This window comes from Bacteroides caecimuris (genome assembly GCF_001688725.2).
In the GTDB taxonomy this organism is placed as follows: Bacteria; Bacteroidota; Bacteroidia; order Bacteroidales; family Bacteroidaceae; genus Bacteroides; species Bacteroides caecimuris.
In genome coordinates this window covers 2,076,629-2,091,307 of record NZ_CP015401.2, presented here as the reverse complement: position 1 = coordinate 2,091,307, position 14,679 = coordinate 2,076,629, and the positions used below count along the sequence as shown (strand labels likewise).

General features: G+C 36.8%; 12 protein-coding genes and 1 pseudogene. 9 read left to right on the top strand and 4 right to left on the bottom strand.

Features of this window, described 5'->3' with window-relative positions:
* The first annotated feature begins 161 nt into the window (after nucleotides 1–161).
* The 9 genes and pseudogenes from A4V03_RS08985 to tnpC (A4V03_RS08940) all read left to right on the top strand — a co-directional run bounded on the left by A4V03_RS08985 (nucleotide 162) and on the right by tnpC (A4V03_RS08940) (nucleotide 11,399).
* Entirely contained in the window at nucleotides 162–1,229 is a 1,068-nt protein-coding gene (locus tag A4V03_RS08985; protein ID WP_065538632.1) for a LacI family DNA-binding transcriptional regulator, read from the top strand.
* Between the two features lie 26 nt (nucleotides 1,230–1,255).
* Nucleotides 1,256–2,695, top strand: a complete 1,440-nt coding sequence (locus A4V03_RS08980) for a tagaturonate reductase (protein WP_065538631.1) — start codon at nucleotides 1,256–1,258, stop codon at nucleotides 2,693–2,695.
* Between the two features lie 465 nt (nucleotides 2,696–3,160).
* Nucleotides 3,161–3,646, top strand: a complete 486-nt coding sequence (locus A4V03_RS08975; RefSeq protein WP_065538630.1) for an HU family DNA-binding protein — start codon at nucleotides 3,161–3,163, stop codon at nucleotides 3,644–3,646.
* Between the two features lie 1,365 nt (nucleotides 3,647–5,011).
* Complete coding sequence (locus A4V03_RS08965) at nucleotides 5,012–5,890, top strand: hypothetical protein (RefSeq protein ID WP_065538628.1); 879 nt, start codon at nucleotides 5,012–5,014, stop codon at nucleotides 5,888–5,890.
* 333 nt (nucleotides 5,891–6,223) lie between these two features.
* Nucleotides 6,224–6,907: a hypothetical protein gene (locus A4V03_RS08960; RefSeq protein WP_065538627.1), complete on the top strand. Its 684-nt coding sequence runs from the start codon at nucleotides 6,224–6,226 to the stop codon at nucleotides 6,905–6,907.
* A gap of 32 nt (nucleotides 6,908–6,939) precedes the next feature.
* A complete protein-coding gene (locus A4V03_RS08955; protein ID WP_065538626.1) occupies nucleotides 6,940–7,275 on the top strand; it encodes an SHOCT domain-containing protein in 336 nt (111 codons plus the stop codon).
* 14 nt (nucleotides 7,276–7,289) lie between these two features.
* Nucleotides 7,290–8,480, top strand: a complete 1,191-nt coding sequence (locus tag A4V03_RS08950) for a hypothetical protein (protein ID WP_065538625.1) — start codon at nucleotides 7,290–7,292, stop codon at nucleotides 8,478–8,480.
* Nucleotides 8,452–9,750, top strand: coding sequence for a hypothetical protein (locus A4V03_RS21120; RefSeq protein ID WP_201442221.1), 1,299 nt, complete (start codon nucleotides 8,452–8,454; stop codon nucleotides 9,748–9,750). Before A4V03_RS08950 ends, A4V03_RS21120 begins: the two co-directional genes overlap by 29 nt.
* Nucleotides 9,751–9,829: 79 nt before the next feature.
* A pseudogene (gene tnpC, locus A4V03_RS08940) lies at nucleotides 9,830–11,399 on the top strand (IS66 family transposase).
* Nucleotides 11,400–11,870: 471 nt separating this feature from the next.
* Here tnpC (A4V03_RS08940) and tnpC (A4V03_RS08930) read toward each other — a convergent pair.
* The 4 genes from tnpC (A4V03_RS08930) to A4V03_RS08915 form a co-directional block, all read right to left on the bottom strand.
* Complete coding sequence (tnpC, locus tag A4V03_RS08930; RefSeq protein WP_065538623.1) at nucleotides 11,871–13,652, bottom strand: IS66 family transposase; 1,782 nt, start codon at nucleotides 13,650–13,652, stop codon at nucleotides 11,871–11,873.
* 87 nt (nucleotides 13,653–13,739) lie between these two features.
* Nucleotides 13,740–14,084: an IS66 family insertion sequence element accessory protein TnpB gene (tnpB, locus tag A4V03_RS08925; protein WP_009131421.1), complete on the bottom strand. Its 345-nt coding sequence runs from the start codon at nucleotides 14,082–14,084 to the stop codon at nucleotides 13,740–13,742.
* Between the two features lies 1 nt (nucleotide 14,085).
* Complete coding sequence (locus A4V03_RS08920; protein WP_065538622.1) at nucleotides 14,086–14,454, bottom strand: hypothetical protein; 369 nt, start codon at nucleotides 14,452–14,454, stop codon at nucleotides 14,086–14,088.
* An 8-nt stretch (nucleotides 14,455–14,462) separates the two neighbouring features.
* Nucleotides 14,463–14,651 carry a DUF3791 domain-containing protein gene (locus tag A4V03_RS08915; RefSeq protein ID WP_071807652.1) on the bottom strand — a complete coding sequence of 63 codons (189 nt, stop codon included), beginning with the start codon at nucleotides 14,649–14,651 and terminating at the stop codon, nucleotides 14,463–14,465.
* Nucleotides 14,652–14,679 lie beyond the last annotated feature (28 nt).

Genomic DNA, 14,679 nt, shown 5'->3' with positions numbered 1-14,679 from the left:
TGTATTTATACCTATATAGTATTGATTTTAAAGATAATAGGCGTAAATATCGTTTTAGTTTTATTAACCGTTATCGAACACAAAAATAGAAAATTTACTTGGAGTAACAAAATAATTCGTATATTTGCAGCGATTATTTATAATATTTAAGTTTTAGCACTATGGAGGACCAGAACTATACCATTAAAGACATAGCCCGTATGGCCGGTGTTTCCGCCGGAACGGTGGATAGGGTGTTGCACAATCGTGGCGATGTATCTCCCAAAAGCAAAGCTAAAGTACAAAAGGTACTGGATGAGATTCATTATCAACCCAATGTGTTTGCTATCGGTTTGGCTGCTAAAAAGAAATATTCTTTCCTCTGCCTGATACCTTATTATATAGAGCATGACTATTGGCATTCGGTAGTCGAGGGGATTGAGCGTGCCCGGCAAGAGTTGCGTCCTTTTAATGTGAGTATAGATTATCTGTATTATCATCATGGAGATGAGAAAAGTTATCAGAAAACCTGCCTTTCTATAAAAGAAAAGAATGTAGACGCAGTGTTGATTTCTCCGAATTTCCGGGAAGAGACGCTGGCGCTGACAGCTTACCTGCAGGAAAATAAGATAGCTTATGCTTTTGTTGATTTCAATATGGAAGAAGCGAAAGCCTTGACGTATATTGGGCAGAATTCTTATAAGAGCGGATATATTGCAGCAAAAATATTGATGCGCAACTATTCGGCGGGAGAAGGTCAGGAGTTGGTCTTGTTCTTAAGTAATAATAAAGATAACCCGGCTGAAATACAGATGCAACGTCGTTTGGACGGTTTTATGAGTTACATAGCCGAGGAATATAACAACCTGGTAATCCATGAGGTTATACTCAATAAATCCGATCAGGAAAGCAATCAACGGACATTAGATGAGTTTTTCCGGGCACATCCGAAGGCTGCGCTGGGAGTTGTATTTAATTCCAGGGTGTATCAGTTGGGAGAGTATCTCCGTCATGCGGGACGTAGTATGAAAGGGCTGATAGGATATGACCTTCTGAAAGCAAATGTGGAACTATTAAAATCAGGTGATGTGCATTATTTAATCGGGCAACGTCCGGGATTGCAAGGGTATTGCGGGGTGAAGGCTCTGTGTGACCATGTTGTGTTTAAGAAGTCTGTTGAACCTGTAAAGTATATGCCTATCGACATCCTGATTAAGGAGAATATTGATTTTTATTTTGAATTTGTATAACATCAACTTTATAAATTACAACTAACATGAAAGCATTAAACAAAGAAACTGCTCCTAAAACACAACGTCCGGAGCGTATTATCCAATTTGGCGAAGGTAACTTCTTGCGTGCATTTGTTGATTGGATTATTTACAACATGAACCAGAAAACCGACTTCAACAGCAGCGTAGTAGTGGTTCAACCCATTGATAAAGGTATGGTCGATATGCTGAATGCACAAGACGATCTTTATCATGTTAATCTTCAAGGATTGGATAAAGGCGAAGTAGTTAACAGCTTGACAATGATTGATGTAATCAGTCGTGCTCTGAACCCATATTCTCAAAATGACGAGTTTATGAAATTGGCAGAGCAACCTGAAATGCGTTTTGTTATTTCAAACACTACAGAGGCTGGTATCGCTTTTGATCCGTCTTGCAAACTTGAAGATGCTCCTGCTTCATCTTATCCGGGTAAGCTGACTCAATTGCTGTATCATCGTTTCAAAACATTCAATGGTGATAAGACAAAAGGTTTGATTATTTTCCCTTGCGAACTTATTTTCTTGAATGGACATAAATTGAAAGAAACCATTTATCAATATATTGAATTATGGAACCTGGGTAATGGGTTCAAAACATGGTTTGAAGAAGCTTGTGGCGTATATGCGACATTGGTAGACCGTATCGTTCCGGGATTCCCACGCAAAGATATTGCTGCTATCAAAGAAAAACTGCAATATGATGATAACTTGGTTGTTCAGGCTGAAATCTTCCATTTGTGGGTGATTGAAGCTCCGCAGGAAATAGCAAAAGAATTCCCGGCTGATAAAGCAGGTTTGAATGTATTGTTTGTTCCTTCGGAAGCTCCTTACCACGAACGTAAGGTAACTCTGTTGAATGGCCCGCACACAGTTCTTTCTCCGGTTGCTTATCTTTCTGGTGTGAATATTGTGCGTGAAGCTTGTGAACATGAGGTTATTGGTAAATATATCCACAAGGTAATGTTCGATGAATTGATGGAAACATTGAATTTGCCGAAAGATGAATTAGAGAAATTTGCCAACGACGTATTGGAACGTTTCAACAATCCATTCGTAGATCATGCAGTGACAAGCATTATGCTGAATTCTTTCCCAAAATATGAAACTCGTGATCTTCCGGGATTGAAGACTTATCTCGAACGTAAAGGCGAGCTTCCTAAAGGTCTGGTGCTTGGTTTGGCTGCTATCATTACTTATTATAAAGGTGGTGTACGTGCTGATGGTGCTGAAATTGTACCGAATGATGCTCCTGAAATCATGAACCTGCTGAAAGAACTTTGGGCAACAGGTTGCACAAAGAAAGTAGCCGAAGGTGTTCTGGCTGCTGACTTTATCTGGGGAGAAGATTTGAATAAGATTCCGGGATTGACAGAAGCTGTAAAAGCAAACTTGGATTCTATCCAGGAAAAAGGAATGCTTGAGACCGTTAAAGGTATTCTGTAAGATATAATATTATAACCATAAGGTTAATAAGTAGAGGGCATTTTGATAGAGAAAACAACTATCAAAATGCCCTTGATTGTTAGATAATTAAGAGGCGGAAAGTTATTAATAGTTAAAGATTAAATTCGCATTCTTCATATTTTTTATTTCCATAACCTTCTTTTTTTTCGTTTTTTGCGGTTTGAAAAGGCTCAAACCCTTAATGGCCTATTTTACCTTTTTATGTTAAATATTTTTCTACTTTTTCTTGCTTGTGTAAGTGCTTGAATTATAGGGGTAAAACGAGCCTGATATGATGAACATAATCTTTTTGTACATAAAAAAGTCATTTGTAAAATACAATGAATCAAGATCTTTTTCATCATGGATGTCTTGCTTGTAAATCTCATAATGTGTTTATATCTTTGTCGAGAAGTCAGTAGTGTGACTTCCTAATATTGTATAACTTTTTAATCTTAAGTGTATATGGCTATCAGATATAAAAAGAAAAAAATCACTTTATGTTTCGATAAGGAAAATAAGGTAGAAAAGTATGTTGCAGCAAACGTTCTAGTTGGGAGTATCAACTATAACAAGTTGTGTGATGAGGTAAATCAGCGAACAGGCATTCATCGAGCAATGGTGGATGTGGTACTGAAAGGAGTGCAGGATACTATGGTCTCTTTCATTGAGGAAGGATTTTCTGTAAAGTTGGGAGAGTTCGGTTCATTTCGTCCAGCTATTAATGCAGAGAGTCAGGATAAAGCAGAAGATGTAGGTGCTAATACCATTATTAGGAGGAAGATAGTCTTTACTCCGGGAAGTGCATTCAAGGCAATGCTTGGATCAGCTAACATAGAACTGTTTGGAGATAATGTAACCAATTCTAACGGGGATAACGGTGGAGAACCTGACGAAGGTGGTGGCTCTTCTGGAGGAGATTCAGGAGAAGCTCCAGATCCGGCGGCTTAGTTTTTACTAAAAAATGCTTTTGATAGGGAAAGTTCTTTCGGGAACTTTCCCTATTTTTTGACATTTCAGAGAGAAATGCTCTAATTCACCGTTGGGCAACGGCGAATTCATGGTTGCCCAACGACGATTTCACTGTTGCCCAACGGTGAAATTGCTATTAGGTGTAGAGTTTTAGTAAGAATTGCATACGTAAAACGGGACTTCCTCTGGACTTATATTTTGTTTTCCTATCTTTTTGTTGTCTATTTCATAGAAGAAGTAGAAGGTCTTTTGATTTTTTCCTGTATCAACCTTTTCAAAAAATGTTATTTGTGAGAAATAATTTTTATCTTTGCAGCGTTGTAGCAGCGTAAGTTGCTCAACATTATATTGATTGATGAAAGTGTTTAGCTTTTATCCTTATACAGGAAATCTGGTAAATTTCAAAAGACATAAGGATGGCAATAGCACTCATCACTTGTATCGCAATGTGTAATTTTTGTTACATACGCTTTATGAGTGTGGGGTATTGTTTATTTATGTCTTAGGCTTACCAGAGCCTCCTGTATAGATAGACTAATAACTCCACACTTTCTTTTTTGCTGTTTAACGAACTGCTATTGGAGTTGTGACGGTGAAATTGATTTTACTTATTATGATGAAATCAGTTTTATAATATATGCTATCCGTTTTTTAAGAAGAAGCATTTTAAGAAGAAATAATACTCTCATTAGAGCGCCATATTGAAGAAAAAACGTATCTTTGCAATTGTTAAGACACAATTTGTGCTTTAGCAGACATAAGAAAGCGTTTTTGCTTTGTCCCGAAACTGAAATTCGCCAAATTTTATTCTAGTGGGCAGAGGCAATATGACGCTCATTCTGTTTTGTATATATTAGTGCAGCCTATGCTGTATCCATATGTCAAAATGGCGTGAGAGTATTGTTTCTTCTCGTTCATACTAGAAAGGCGTTTGGCGATGCCTCAGTTTCGATGAACTGGCAGACAAGTCTCACGCCTTTCTTGTATCCTATAGATTAATAATCATTGCTGAATTTGGAGACTTATAGGCATCATTTTATAATGGTGTTATGGAGAATATTTTTATGTTAAGTCAAAATGTCATTTGGAAATCATTTGCTTGGGTGTATGATAAAATTGTAAAGATAGATTTTGCGCAAGATACAGTAAATAGTTCACTAGTGAATAAATCGAACTCTTTAATTAGATGGCAAAATATTAAAGTTGGACATCATTATTTGCTACTAATACTGGTTGGGGAGGTTCTTTGACTTTATTACTAATTCTTCTTGCTAATATCTAGTATTTCTTCTGTGAAAAATAGTAGGATATTAAATATTGTAACAACTAATCAATAATTGAAATATGAGAACTAAATATCATCTGTTGGTAATTTCACCAACAATATTCGTAGTCGTTGTCTTACTGTTTGCATGTAATGGTGGGCATCAACAAAATAAAAATACAGCAAAAGAAATTGTGGAAAATCCATTAAATAATATTTTTAAAAACGCTTATGCTAAGAAAAGAACTTTATATGATTTAATAAGAACGCCTGAATTTAAAGAACAGGTAGTAAAATACTATAGTCTGGAGTTCTATAAAAAAATGTATGAAGTAGTAGAAGTAGTTGTACCAATTAGCTATAATTCTACTGAGGATATCTATGTATGTTCAGGATTTAAAGCTCACAATGCTGGTATTACAGAAGCTACTGTTAATTATGATGCAAAAACAAATGGCTTAGATATAAAACTAATAATAGATGGAACAAGAATAGAAAGATCTGGAGAGATTGATTATGGAAATTGGAAAAAAGGATATTATAAGGATGATTTTGGAGAAGATATATTGAAACAACCGTTTATCCAAACTGATATAAGAGGGACTGTGAGATCATTTGATTGTGAGCTACATATAAGGTTTAATTTCGATGAAGGTATTAGATTATGGATTACTGGTGAGTATTGTTGCTATGACCCAATGAAAGCATTTATAAAAATACGAGATAACTCTACTAATGAGACTCTTTCAGTTCCAATTGATAATATTAGAAAAGATAGTATTTTTATCTATAATGAGAAAGGCTTATTGATGCTTTTGGCTGCGTTAAAATGCGGAAACACAACAATTTCTATTAAATATAATACAGCTCTTGATAATGATTATCTGTATTTATTTCAAATACATGGACCAACGCAAATAGAAAATGCAATAAAATTAATTGAAAACGAAATAATGTAATCACATTAAAAATGAAATGTTATCATAATTTGCTTCTCTGTATATTGTCTTCAATTTGTAGATCGGATATTGTTAAAATAGTAGAAAGATAAAATACATGATAAAATATATACAGGATAAATAAATTTGAATCATTTGAAGGTACTGCAATGCAGGTACTGAGGAATAGGGAATTATCGTATGGAGCGGTGTGGAATGTTTCGAATTGGATGTATACTTATACAAACGATGATGCTTTAACAAAGAAGATTGTTGATGATGAAGAAGTGAAGCAGTTTATGTCCGATTGTAAATTGGTTATGTAGGATAATTATAGAATAAACACGTATTTTTATGGGAAGTATATTTATCGCAATTATAATAGGTAGCATAGTAGGGCTATGTTTTGTACTTGTTGTTAGGAATCGTATTCAAGAGATTGAAAATGTATCTTTCGAAAAAAAAACAGTAGAAAGGCTTTTGGTTATATCGCAGTTACATATAATGTATGCATGTATAATTTACGGTTATATTTGTTCCATAACTCCAGAACTTATGCCAGAAGATCAAACTGTACGTTCCTTTTTTCAGGATCATGAATTAATAGGGGGAATTGTAGAAGAATTGACTGGAGCAAATCTAAATCCGGACATTGATGCTATCCATGATAGGGTGCAAATGGGTAAAACTTACGGTTTGATTTTTATGATAATTCTTATTATTCTAGCTTCAATTGAGGGCATTGGATTAGTAAATAGGAGAATTAACCGATGGGTAATTGAAGCAATAGCTATAGGCACATCTATTGGCTGTTACTTCTGTTTTCAGTATGCAGTAGATTTACAAAAAGAGGTAATGAGCAATAGTACTATATTGCAATTAACAGATATTACTGCAGGCTTTCTTGGTGTAGGAGGGTTTAGCTCAATGTTCATCAATATGTTTGAATTTGCATTTTGGATTATATTGTTTGCTTTATTCATAAATCATCTTTTATATCATCGTGCACTGAATAAATATTATACAAGTAATCGCTAAAACATATTATTACAAATATAAAATTAATAGTTATGGAAAGTAAAACATCAAAATCAATGGGAGAAAAAGTGTTTATTGGAGCACTTCTAGGATGGGCAGGAGCTTTTATTTTAATGTGTATGATATTCGGAAGTTTCCCCAAAAAATTATCAGATGCTCAGTACCCCCTATTTTTATCTTTAGCTCCTGGAGCTATTATTGGGATAATTGTGACTTATGTTGTAAATAAGTCATCTGACTCTAATGTTCCACCAGTTAAGCAGGAAACTCTAGAAGACCGTTTGATTAAGTTAAAATCATTGCTTGATCAAGGTGTTCTTACTAAAGAAGAATTTGAAGAACAGAAAAAGAAAATATTGGAAAATTAGTAGAAGTAGTAATAATGAAAAAAATATCAATTTTATTATTTTTGTGTGGATTTACCTTACAAGTGTTCGCACAGTTTCCCCCTAAGAATATTGCAACAGCATTGTTATGTCAAGATGCAATAGGGTTACTACACATTTATAATAAGGAGCCAAAAAACAGATCTCAAGTAGAGGATGCTTTTTTAACTGGAATTGATCTTTCTGAGTATTCTTATGAACAAATTGATACATTGTGTCTTGTGGTTGACAAATCATCTGTTCTAGGTGATTACCTATTTAAGGTAAGAGAATATAGGAAAAATGAAATTATAAATGAGTTGGAGAAATGTACAGTAGAAGAACTTGTATCGCATGCTGTCGCATATCCTACACGAAAGGCACTTATAAATGATTTTATAAACACAAGTATATTGAGTGTTTTGGATTCATTATCTTATAAGGAATTGTCTTATATTAGTAGTTATTTACGAGATTATGATATCTATTTTTCTGTAGAGAACAAGAAAAAGGATAGAACCTATGAAATCCAAAATATATTGCAGCAAAATGTGCACAAATATTGTGAAGAGGAAATGGTTTTGATGGAATCTCTTCTTTTTAACATAGAGAAATCTGTGTGGAGATATTTATTTGGTGGATATAAAGAAGTAGCTAAATACTATTCTCAGATAGGTATGATACCTGATGATGTAACAACGGCTGCAGAACAATATAGGGCATTAGTGAGAACTTGTATTCCAACAAAAGATATTTCAAAAAAGTTGAAAATAGAAGTAAGTCAGTTTTGTAATTCTATAAATAAAGCACGAGCTAATTATGCACAATATTTTGGGAGAAAAAATCCTCCCAAAATTAACTTTGTTATTCCAGAACTTGATTTTTCTTATAATGTGTCAAGTGATATGTTAGTAAAAGTAGGTAAAGCACGAGAACATTTTGTGGATGACAGAGAAACTACGAAAAAAATTTCTAATGTAGCAAGTGTATTTATTGGTTTCTGGGCTACTATTGGTAAAGGTGCACTTGATATGATGGCTGTATCTAATTTATCAGATAAAGAAGTTCATTTTCGAGAAATGTATATGCAGGAAGTTTTAAAGGAAATTGTAATAAAAGTCGAACGACAGAATCTGTTAATTAAAAAGAGTATAGAAAAACAACTAAAACAAAATCAAAATGGTTTTATCAATTTCATTACTAACTAGACAGCGAATATTAATAGGAATACTATCGCTGATGATTTCGGGAAATGCACATGCACAGATAGTTGACTGGATTATAGATCAAGCCGCTCAAAGCATTGTGAATGAGGCAGAAAAGCAATTGGGTGAAATCGGAAACTCTCTTTGGAACTCTATAATTGAATCTGAAGCAAAAGCCAGTATAACAAAAAAGGCTAATAAATTGAAGGATATTGAAATAGACCGAACCAAAGAACTTAAACTCTTAGAAAAATATAAAGATATACCAATATATCGATATAGTGAAATGTATCCACTAATGTTTTCTAAAACGGAATCATATTTGAATCCATTAAATAATATTAAAATATCCAAGCTTGGAAATGGAGTTGTAATGAATACATTGCAAGCTATGCAAGATTCCATAAGAAATGCAATAACTACTACGCAACTTTCGGAACTTTTAACAAAACAAGCCTTAGACTCTCTATGTATAATGGAAAATTCCGAATATTTGAACAAGTTGCTGCTTGATGATATTAATCATTCAAGGGCAATAGCTATATTGTTGAATAATCACCCGGAGGCGGTAAGAGTATATGCAAATTTATCAAAGACAGAGTTTCGCCGGAAGATTTTGCATCTATATTATTGGGCTGTAGCAGCAGATGCTCACAGAAGATGTCTTTCTAAAAAGAAAAAATTAATCAATCCACGAAATGTGAAGATTGTACAGTCTGATAGCATGTTTTTGATAATTTATAAGGGAGAAGAATATGGGGCGATATTGGGAAATAAGATTGTATGCAAAAATATCAATCTATTAAACTTGTGTAATGTACCAAATGCTCAGTATCATTATAATAATATGATGTATAAAACGGATGCTTTAGGGCGAGTCGTTAGGGCGGAGCAACAAGTTAACCGTGATTATAAAGGTAAGTGCAAAGATAAGGGAACTGTAAAGTCTAAGGATTGTACCAAATTTAGATGTTCTAAATTGTATAATAAATTTTATAGTTTAGGTTTTCCAAAGTATCAATCTCCAGACTGTAATATAAATACAGTCTATCTTAAAGATGATATTTTTAAGCAAAATAAAAAGCAGGTAAAATTGCTGATGAAAGAAATAAATAAAGGGGCATCTAATAGCTATAAAATAGTGACTAAATTAACTTATGATGATGATACCTTTTATTGTAAAGGAATTAATATTGAGATAGTGGAAGGAATTAATAACGGATCCGCTAAGAGGCTCAAGCGATTGAAGGCGTTACGAAAAAGTGATATATAACAATGAAACTCAATGGACCAGACCTTGTTTAAGTAAGAGTTTTTTCTTATTTTTGTGTTGTCCAAAATCCTCATAAATAGTGACTCAGACAGAAACATTAGAACTTTTGGTAGCCCACTCCAACAGACTAACGCCAGACAGTCTGAGTCCATCAGAGAGCTGACCCGGTAGAATGAACAGTTACAAAACAAACTGGATGAACTCCTGGTTCAGGTAGCGTGGTTGAACCGACAACTTTTTGGTCGTAAGAGTGAAAAGTTATCCCGTCTGGACCCAAATCAGCTATTCCTGTTTGAACAGCCGGCCCAATCCTTAGAACCGGAACCTTTGGAAGAAACTTTAGTCGGACAAACTACAACACCTATGGTTACTAAAAAGAAAGAACGGCAGAACCGTAAACTGCTGGAAGGACTTCCGGTTGTGGAAGTTGTCATAGAACCGCAAGACCTGGATCTTACAAAGTATAAACAGATTGGCGAGGAACGTACGCGTACACTTGAGTTTAAACCAGGTAAATTATATGTAAAGGAAATCATACGTCCCAAATATGGACTGAAAGACAATACCGTTTTACCCCAGGAACATCAGGGTGGTATCGTAATAGCCGATCTTCCACTGTTGCCTATTTATAAGGGACTTTCGGGTGCTAGTCTGCTGGGAGAAATTCTCCTGCAAAAGTATGAGTATCACGTTCCATTCTACCGTCAGATACGGGAGTTCCATCACTTAGGTTTGAAAATCCCGGAAAACACGCTTCATGGCTGGTTCAAACCCGCCTGTGAGCTGCTAAAGCTTTTGTGCGATGAACTCAAGAAGCAGGTTTTAGCAGTCGATTACATCCAGGTGGATGAAACCACATTGCCTGTCATCAACAAGCAAAGCCACAAAGCTGTCAGGGAATACCTGTGGATAGTCAGGGCGGTAACCAGCGGATTAGTATTCTTTCATTATGATGACGGTTCCCGTTCACAGGAAACGGCACGGAATTTATTGGAACCATTTAAAGGATATCTTCAAAGTGACGGTTATGCGGCCTACAACGTCTTTGAAGGTAAGGAAGGGGTGTGCCTTGTGGGTGCCTTGCCCATATCAGGCGTCATTATGAGACCGCCAAAGAGGAAAATAAGTCTCAAGCTGAATACGTTCTGGCCAAAATACAGGAACTTTACCGGATAGAGCAGGCGGCCGACATCTAGGGAATATCCTCTGAAATGCGAATGTCAAAAAGGTAGGAATAGGCTCTTCCTATTCTTGATGAGCTGGAACAATGGATGGAAACAACCTATCCGAAAGTGCTTCCTAAAAGCCGGATGGGACACCCCATCGTCTATGCCTATACCCTCTGGCCACGCATGAGAAATTACCTCAAAGACGGCAGGCTCAAAATTGATAATAATCTGGCTGAAAATGCAGTCCGCCCAATAGCTTTATCAAGAAGAAACTTCTTGTTTTGTGGGAATCATGAGGCGGCGGAAAACACAGCTGTCATCTGTTCATTGTTGGCATCATGCAAAGCATCTCAAGTTAACCCCAGAGAATGGCTTACCGATATAATTGCCTGGTTGCCATATTACACAAGGGATAAAGTAAAAGACCTAAAAGAGTTGCTACCCAATTACTGGAAACTGAGAAACTCCAAAGAAATCTAACAATACTCTAATGAAAAGCTTATTATAAACAGAGAATCGTTATAAACTTATTAGATGTATATAACGGTTCTATAATTTATACAGGTAATTTATCGGGAGCTTACGCTAAAGCGGGGAGAATTAAAAATAAACACATGGTAAAGAAAAAATCTTTGATGGAAAGCTAGATTCTTCTCGTTTTTATGGAATCTTCACTAATTATAAAGGCTAAAATGGATTTTGATTTGAGTCTATTTTAATCAAAAGCATTCATCTCTCTATTGTATCTTTTATGCAGTTAATTAGGATATTTTCTCTACAAGAAATCTCGCAAATGGTATTTTCCTTGGAACATTTGGATGTAGTGTAAACATAAACAAATAAGGATAGGAGCATCAATAATGCGTAAGCATACTATTTTCCGCCACGACAATTTTATCGGCTGTTTTTCAGCCGATAAAATAAAAATGTCCTTAAGAAAATATTTTTGTTTTAACATTCCGATTTATAAAAACATGGCAGAAGGGCCTTCTTGTCGCAGTCCTTACCATGAAGAATACATTCAAATAAGTGCTTCAGGTAATCCTGAGGATCTATGTCATTAAGTTTGCAGCTTTCTATCAGGGAGAAGATGAATGCCGAGTTTCCTGCTGCATCCTCACTGCCTATGTTCATACAGTTCTTGAGCAGCAGCTTTACAGGTTTCATCCTTTGCTCACAGAGGTTGTTCGATATTTCCGCAGAACCGTCCTTGAGGATATTTTTCAGGGATTTCCACTGGTTTATCGTATAGTTCACAGCCTTTCTCATCAGTTCGTTAGCCATAATCTTCGCATCCTGCATCATCATGACCACCTTATGATGGATACTTTCAAGGATCGGTCCTGTAAGTTTCCGTCTTTTCCCCTTTATCTGCTCACCGCTGAGCTTCATGGTGCGGAACAGATCTTCATTCATGAACATATCGCCGATGGAGTCTATTATCTCCATCGCTGTCCTGTCCGAAGGCAAGGCGTCAACCCACAACCTTCTGCAGTGCGTCCAGCATCCTATATGAAGCACCTTTGAGTCTTCTCCATCAAACATTCTGTAAACCGTATATCCGTCAGTGGAAAGGGTCCCCATAAAATGTTCCAGGAACGACTTCGCCACATCGGATGACCTGCTGCCGTTATTATAGTGATAATAGACCATCTTCATATGCTTTGCAAAGAATGCCCATAAGTACTTTCTCCTGTAAGCCTTGCCTTCCTTTGTTTCGATGCCTACAAGTTCGGTCGTCTCATCAACCATAAGATATTCAGCCTGCTGTACAAACCCCTTGAAGACATCTTCCATGAACTCCTTTAGCTTGGCGATTCCGTTATGGATATAGCTGTTCAGTGTGGTGTTGCTTATGTGGATGCCCTCTCTGGCAAGCAGTCTTATCTGTCTGTTCTCAGGCATACTGAAGTCATATTTCAGACAGAGCAGACGGGCAAGCAGCTCAGGGGAGAAAATACCTCCAAGTTTTTTCAGCGGATGTTCCATTGTACTTACAAAAGTACCATTTGCAAGCTTTACCCTTGCCACCTTGTACACATGCTCCACGTTATGAGCCCTTACATGTTCTATGACCCTGTATTCCCACACATCAGGCATACCGTTGCGGTTCATGAACCGTCCTCCTTCGGGAAGAGTGTAATACTCGTCAACTTCATGCACTACCACTTTGTCAACTTTCAATTTGGTTTTTCCGGCACGTGGTGCGGTTTCCTTTCTTCTTGAAGGTTTATTGTTCTGTGCTGTTGCGTTATCGGAAGAGATATTGCCGCCGGCTTCGTTACCATCGGGCTTATTATTATCCTCCTCATCCTTGTCAGAACCGTCATACTCGGATTTCTCCATTGCAGACCTGTCAATGTTACGGTTGTTCAGCAGCCTTCTTTGCTCGGAAGTACGACCGAAACGGTGTTTCCTGCTGTCCTCAAGCTGAAGCCTGAGATTGGAAATCTCGTTTGCCAGCATCCTGTTCACCTCGTCTTTTGCTTCAAGCTGCTTTCTCATAAGCTCCATTTCCTTCCTATAATTTTCAACCGTAGTTGATTGCTTTTCGAGGGAATCCTTAAGGTCATTGATTGTATCAGCCAGAGCCTTGGAGTTCTCTTTATTGGATTCTTCAATAGCCTTAAGCCTCGCAATCAGTTCGTTTACCTGTTTGCGAAGCCCCGCCTTTTCCTCGTTCGCCAAACCCAACTGGCAGCAAAGTAACTCGTATGCCCTTTCATCAATCATGATATAAAGGTACGAAAAATCAGGCAGTTACGCAAACTTCTTATCGTTTATTTTTATATTATTTTATTGATAATCAATGCGTTAATATTAATCTTTCGGACTAACGTACATCTTGTCAACTACAATGCTTTCCGTAAGATAGGCCATGTCTGACCATTGTATCCGGTAGCATTTGGAGACCTCATCAAATACCGGTTTCTTGAACTTTCCCATGACAGGACGTTTCTCGTAAAGCACATAAAAACCGCGTTCGTAATGAAGTATCTTCACAACCTTCCGGTTACGGGACATGAACATATATACATTGGATGCATCGCTCGGGTCAAGTGACATCTCTTCCCTTATACTCTCACACAGACGGAAAATGCCTTTCCGCAAATCCACATTACCGTTGAACAGATAATAGTTCAGGTTAGCACTCAGTCCAAGCATATCATCCTATCATTTTATTAAGCAACAAGCTCAAATCAAGAACTGTGGTGTTTCTCAGAAACAGTGTGGCACCTGATGTCAATTGCAACTTAACCCATCTTATAGGAGGCTCACCTTCAAGCTGTTTCACTTCCATTTTCACGGTTGGACTGTTGCAGGGATTGCCGGTTATCTGCACCTTGGCAACCTTGGGTTGTTCCACCCAGACTGTCTTGCCTAACTTCTCACTCCATAGCTGGTGGCGCTGCCAGTTCATGAACTTGTCGTAATTCACTCCATAATCCGCACAGAACTCGCGAAGGTCTTTGGTTTCGCAGCACAGCTGATAGAGGTCGTACACCTCCTGGTAGTTTACTTTTTCTTTTGCCATAATCTTTGTTAGTAATTGGTTATGGCGCAAAGATATGCTGGGTTGCGATGCGTGTCAAGGCGGAAAATAGAATGGTTACCATTGTTTTTGCAGATAATGGCTATATTGTTAATAGCATCTTCTATTGATAACAAATGTTCCGCCTCGTAACATTCGTCTAAGAAAGCTAAGCCGCCATATGGATAAATTATTAGCAAGTGTATTAGATGTTTTTAAATAAAAAGG

Bases quoted from the DNA above. Each gene is read 5' to 3' on its own strand.
- A4V03_RS08985 (WP_065538632.1), top strand. From the start codon at position 162: ATGGAGGACCAGAACTATACCATTAAAGACATAGCCCGTATGGCCGGT.
- A4V03_RS08980 (WP_065538631.1), top strand. From the start codon at position 1,256: ATGAAAGCATTAAACAAAGAAACTGCTCCTAAAACACAACGTCCGGAG.
- A4V03_RS08975 (WP_065538630.1), top strand. From the start codon at position 3,161: ATGGCTATCAGATATAAAAAGAAAAAAATCACTTTATGTTTCGATAAG.
- A4V03_RS08965 (WP_065538628.1), top strand. From the start codon at position 5,012: ATGAGAACTAAATATCATCTGTTGGTAATTTCACCAACAATATTCGTA.
- A4V03_RS08960 (WP_065538627.1), top strand. From the start codon at position 6,224: ATGGGAAGTATATTTATCGCAATTATAATAGGTAGCATAGTAGGGCTA.
- A4V03_RS08955 (WP_065538626.1), top strand. From the start codon at position 6,940: ATGGAAAGTAAAACATCAAAATCAATGGGAGAAAAAGTGTTTATTGGA.
- A4V03_RS08950 (WP_065538625.1), top strand. From the start codon at position 7,290: ATGAAAAAAATATCAATTTTATTATTTTTGTGTGGATTTACCTTACAA.
- A4V03_RS21120 (WP_201442221.1), top strand. From the start codon at position 8,452: ATGGTTTTATCAATTTCATTACTAACTAGACAGCGAATATTAATAGGA.
- tnpC (WP_065538623.1), bottom strand. From the start codon at position 13,652: ATGATTGATGAAAGGGCATACGAGTTACTTTGCTGCCAGTTGGGTTTG.
- tnpB (WP_009131421.1), bottom strand. From the start codon at position 14,084: ATGCTTGGACTGAGTGCTAACCTGAACTATTATCTGTTCAACGGTAAT.
- A4V03_RS08920 (WP_065538622.1), bottom strand. From the start codon at position 14,454: ATGGCAAAAGAAAAAGTAAACTACCAGGAGGTGTACGACCTCTATCAG.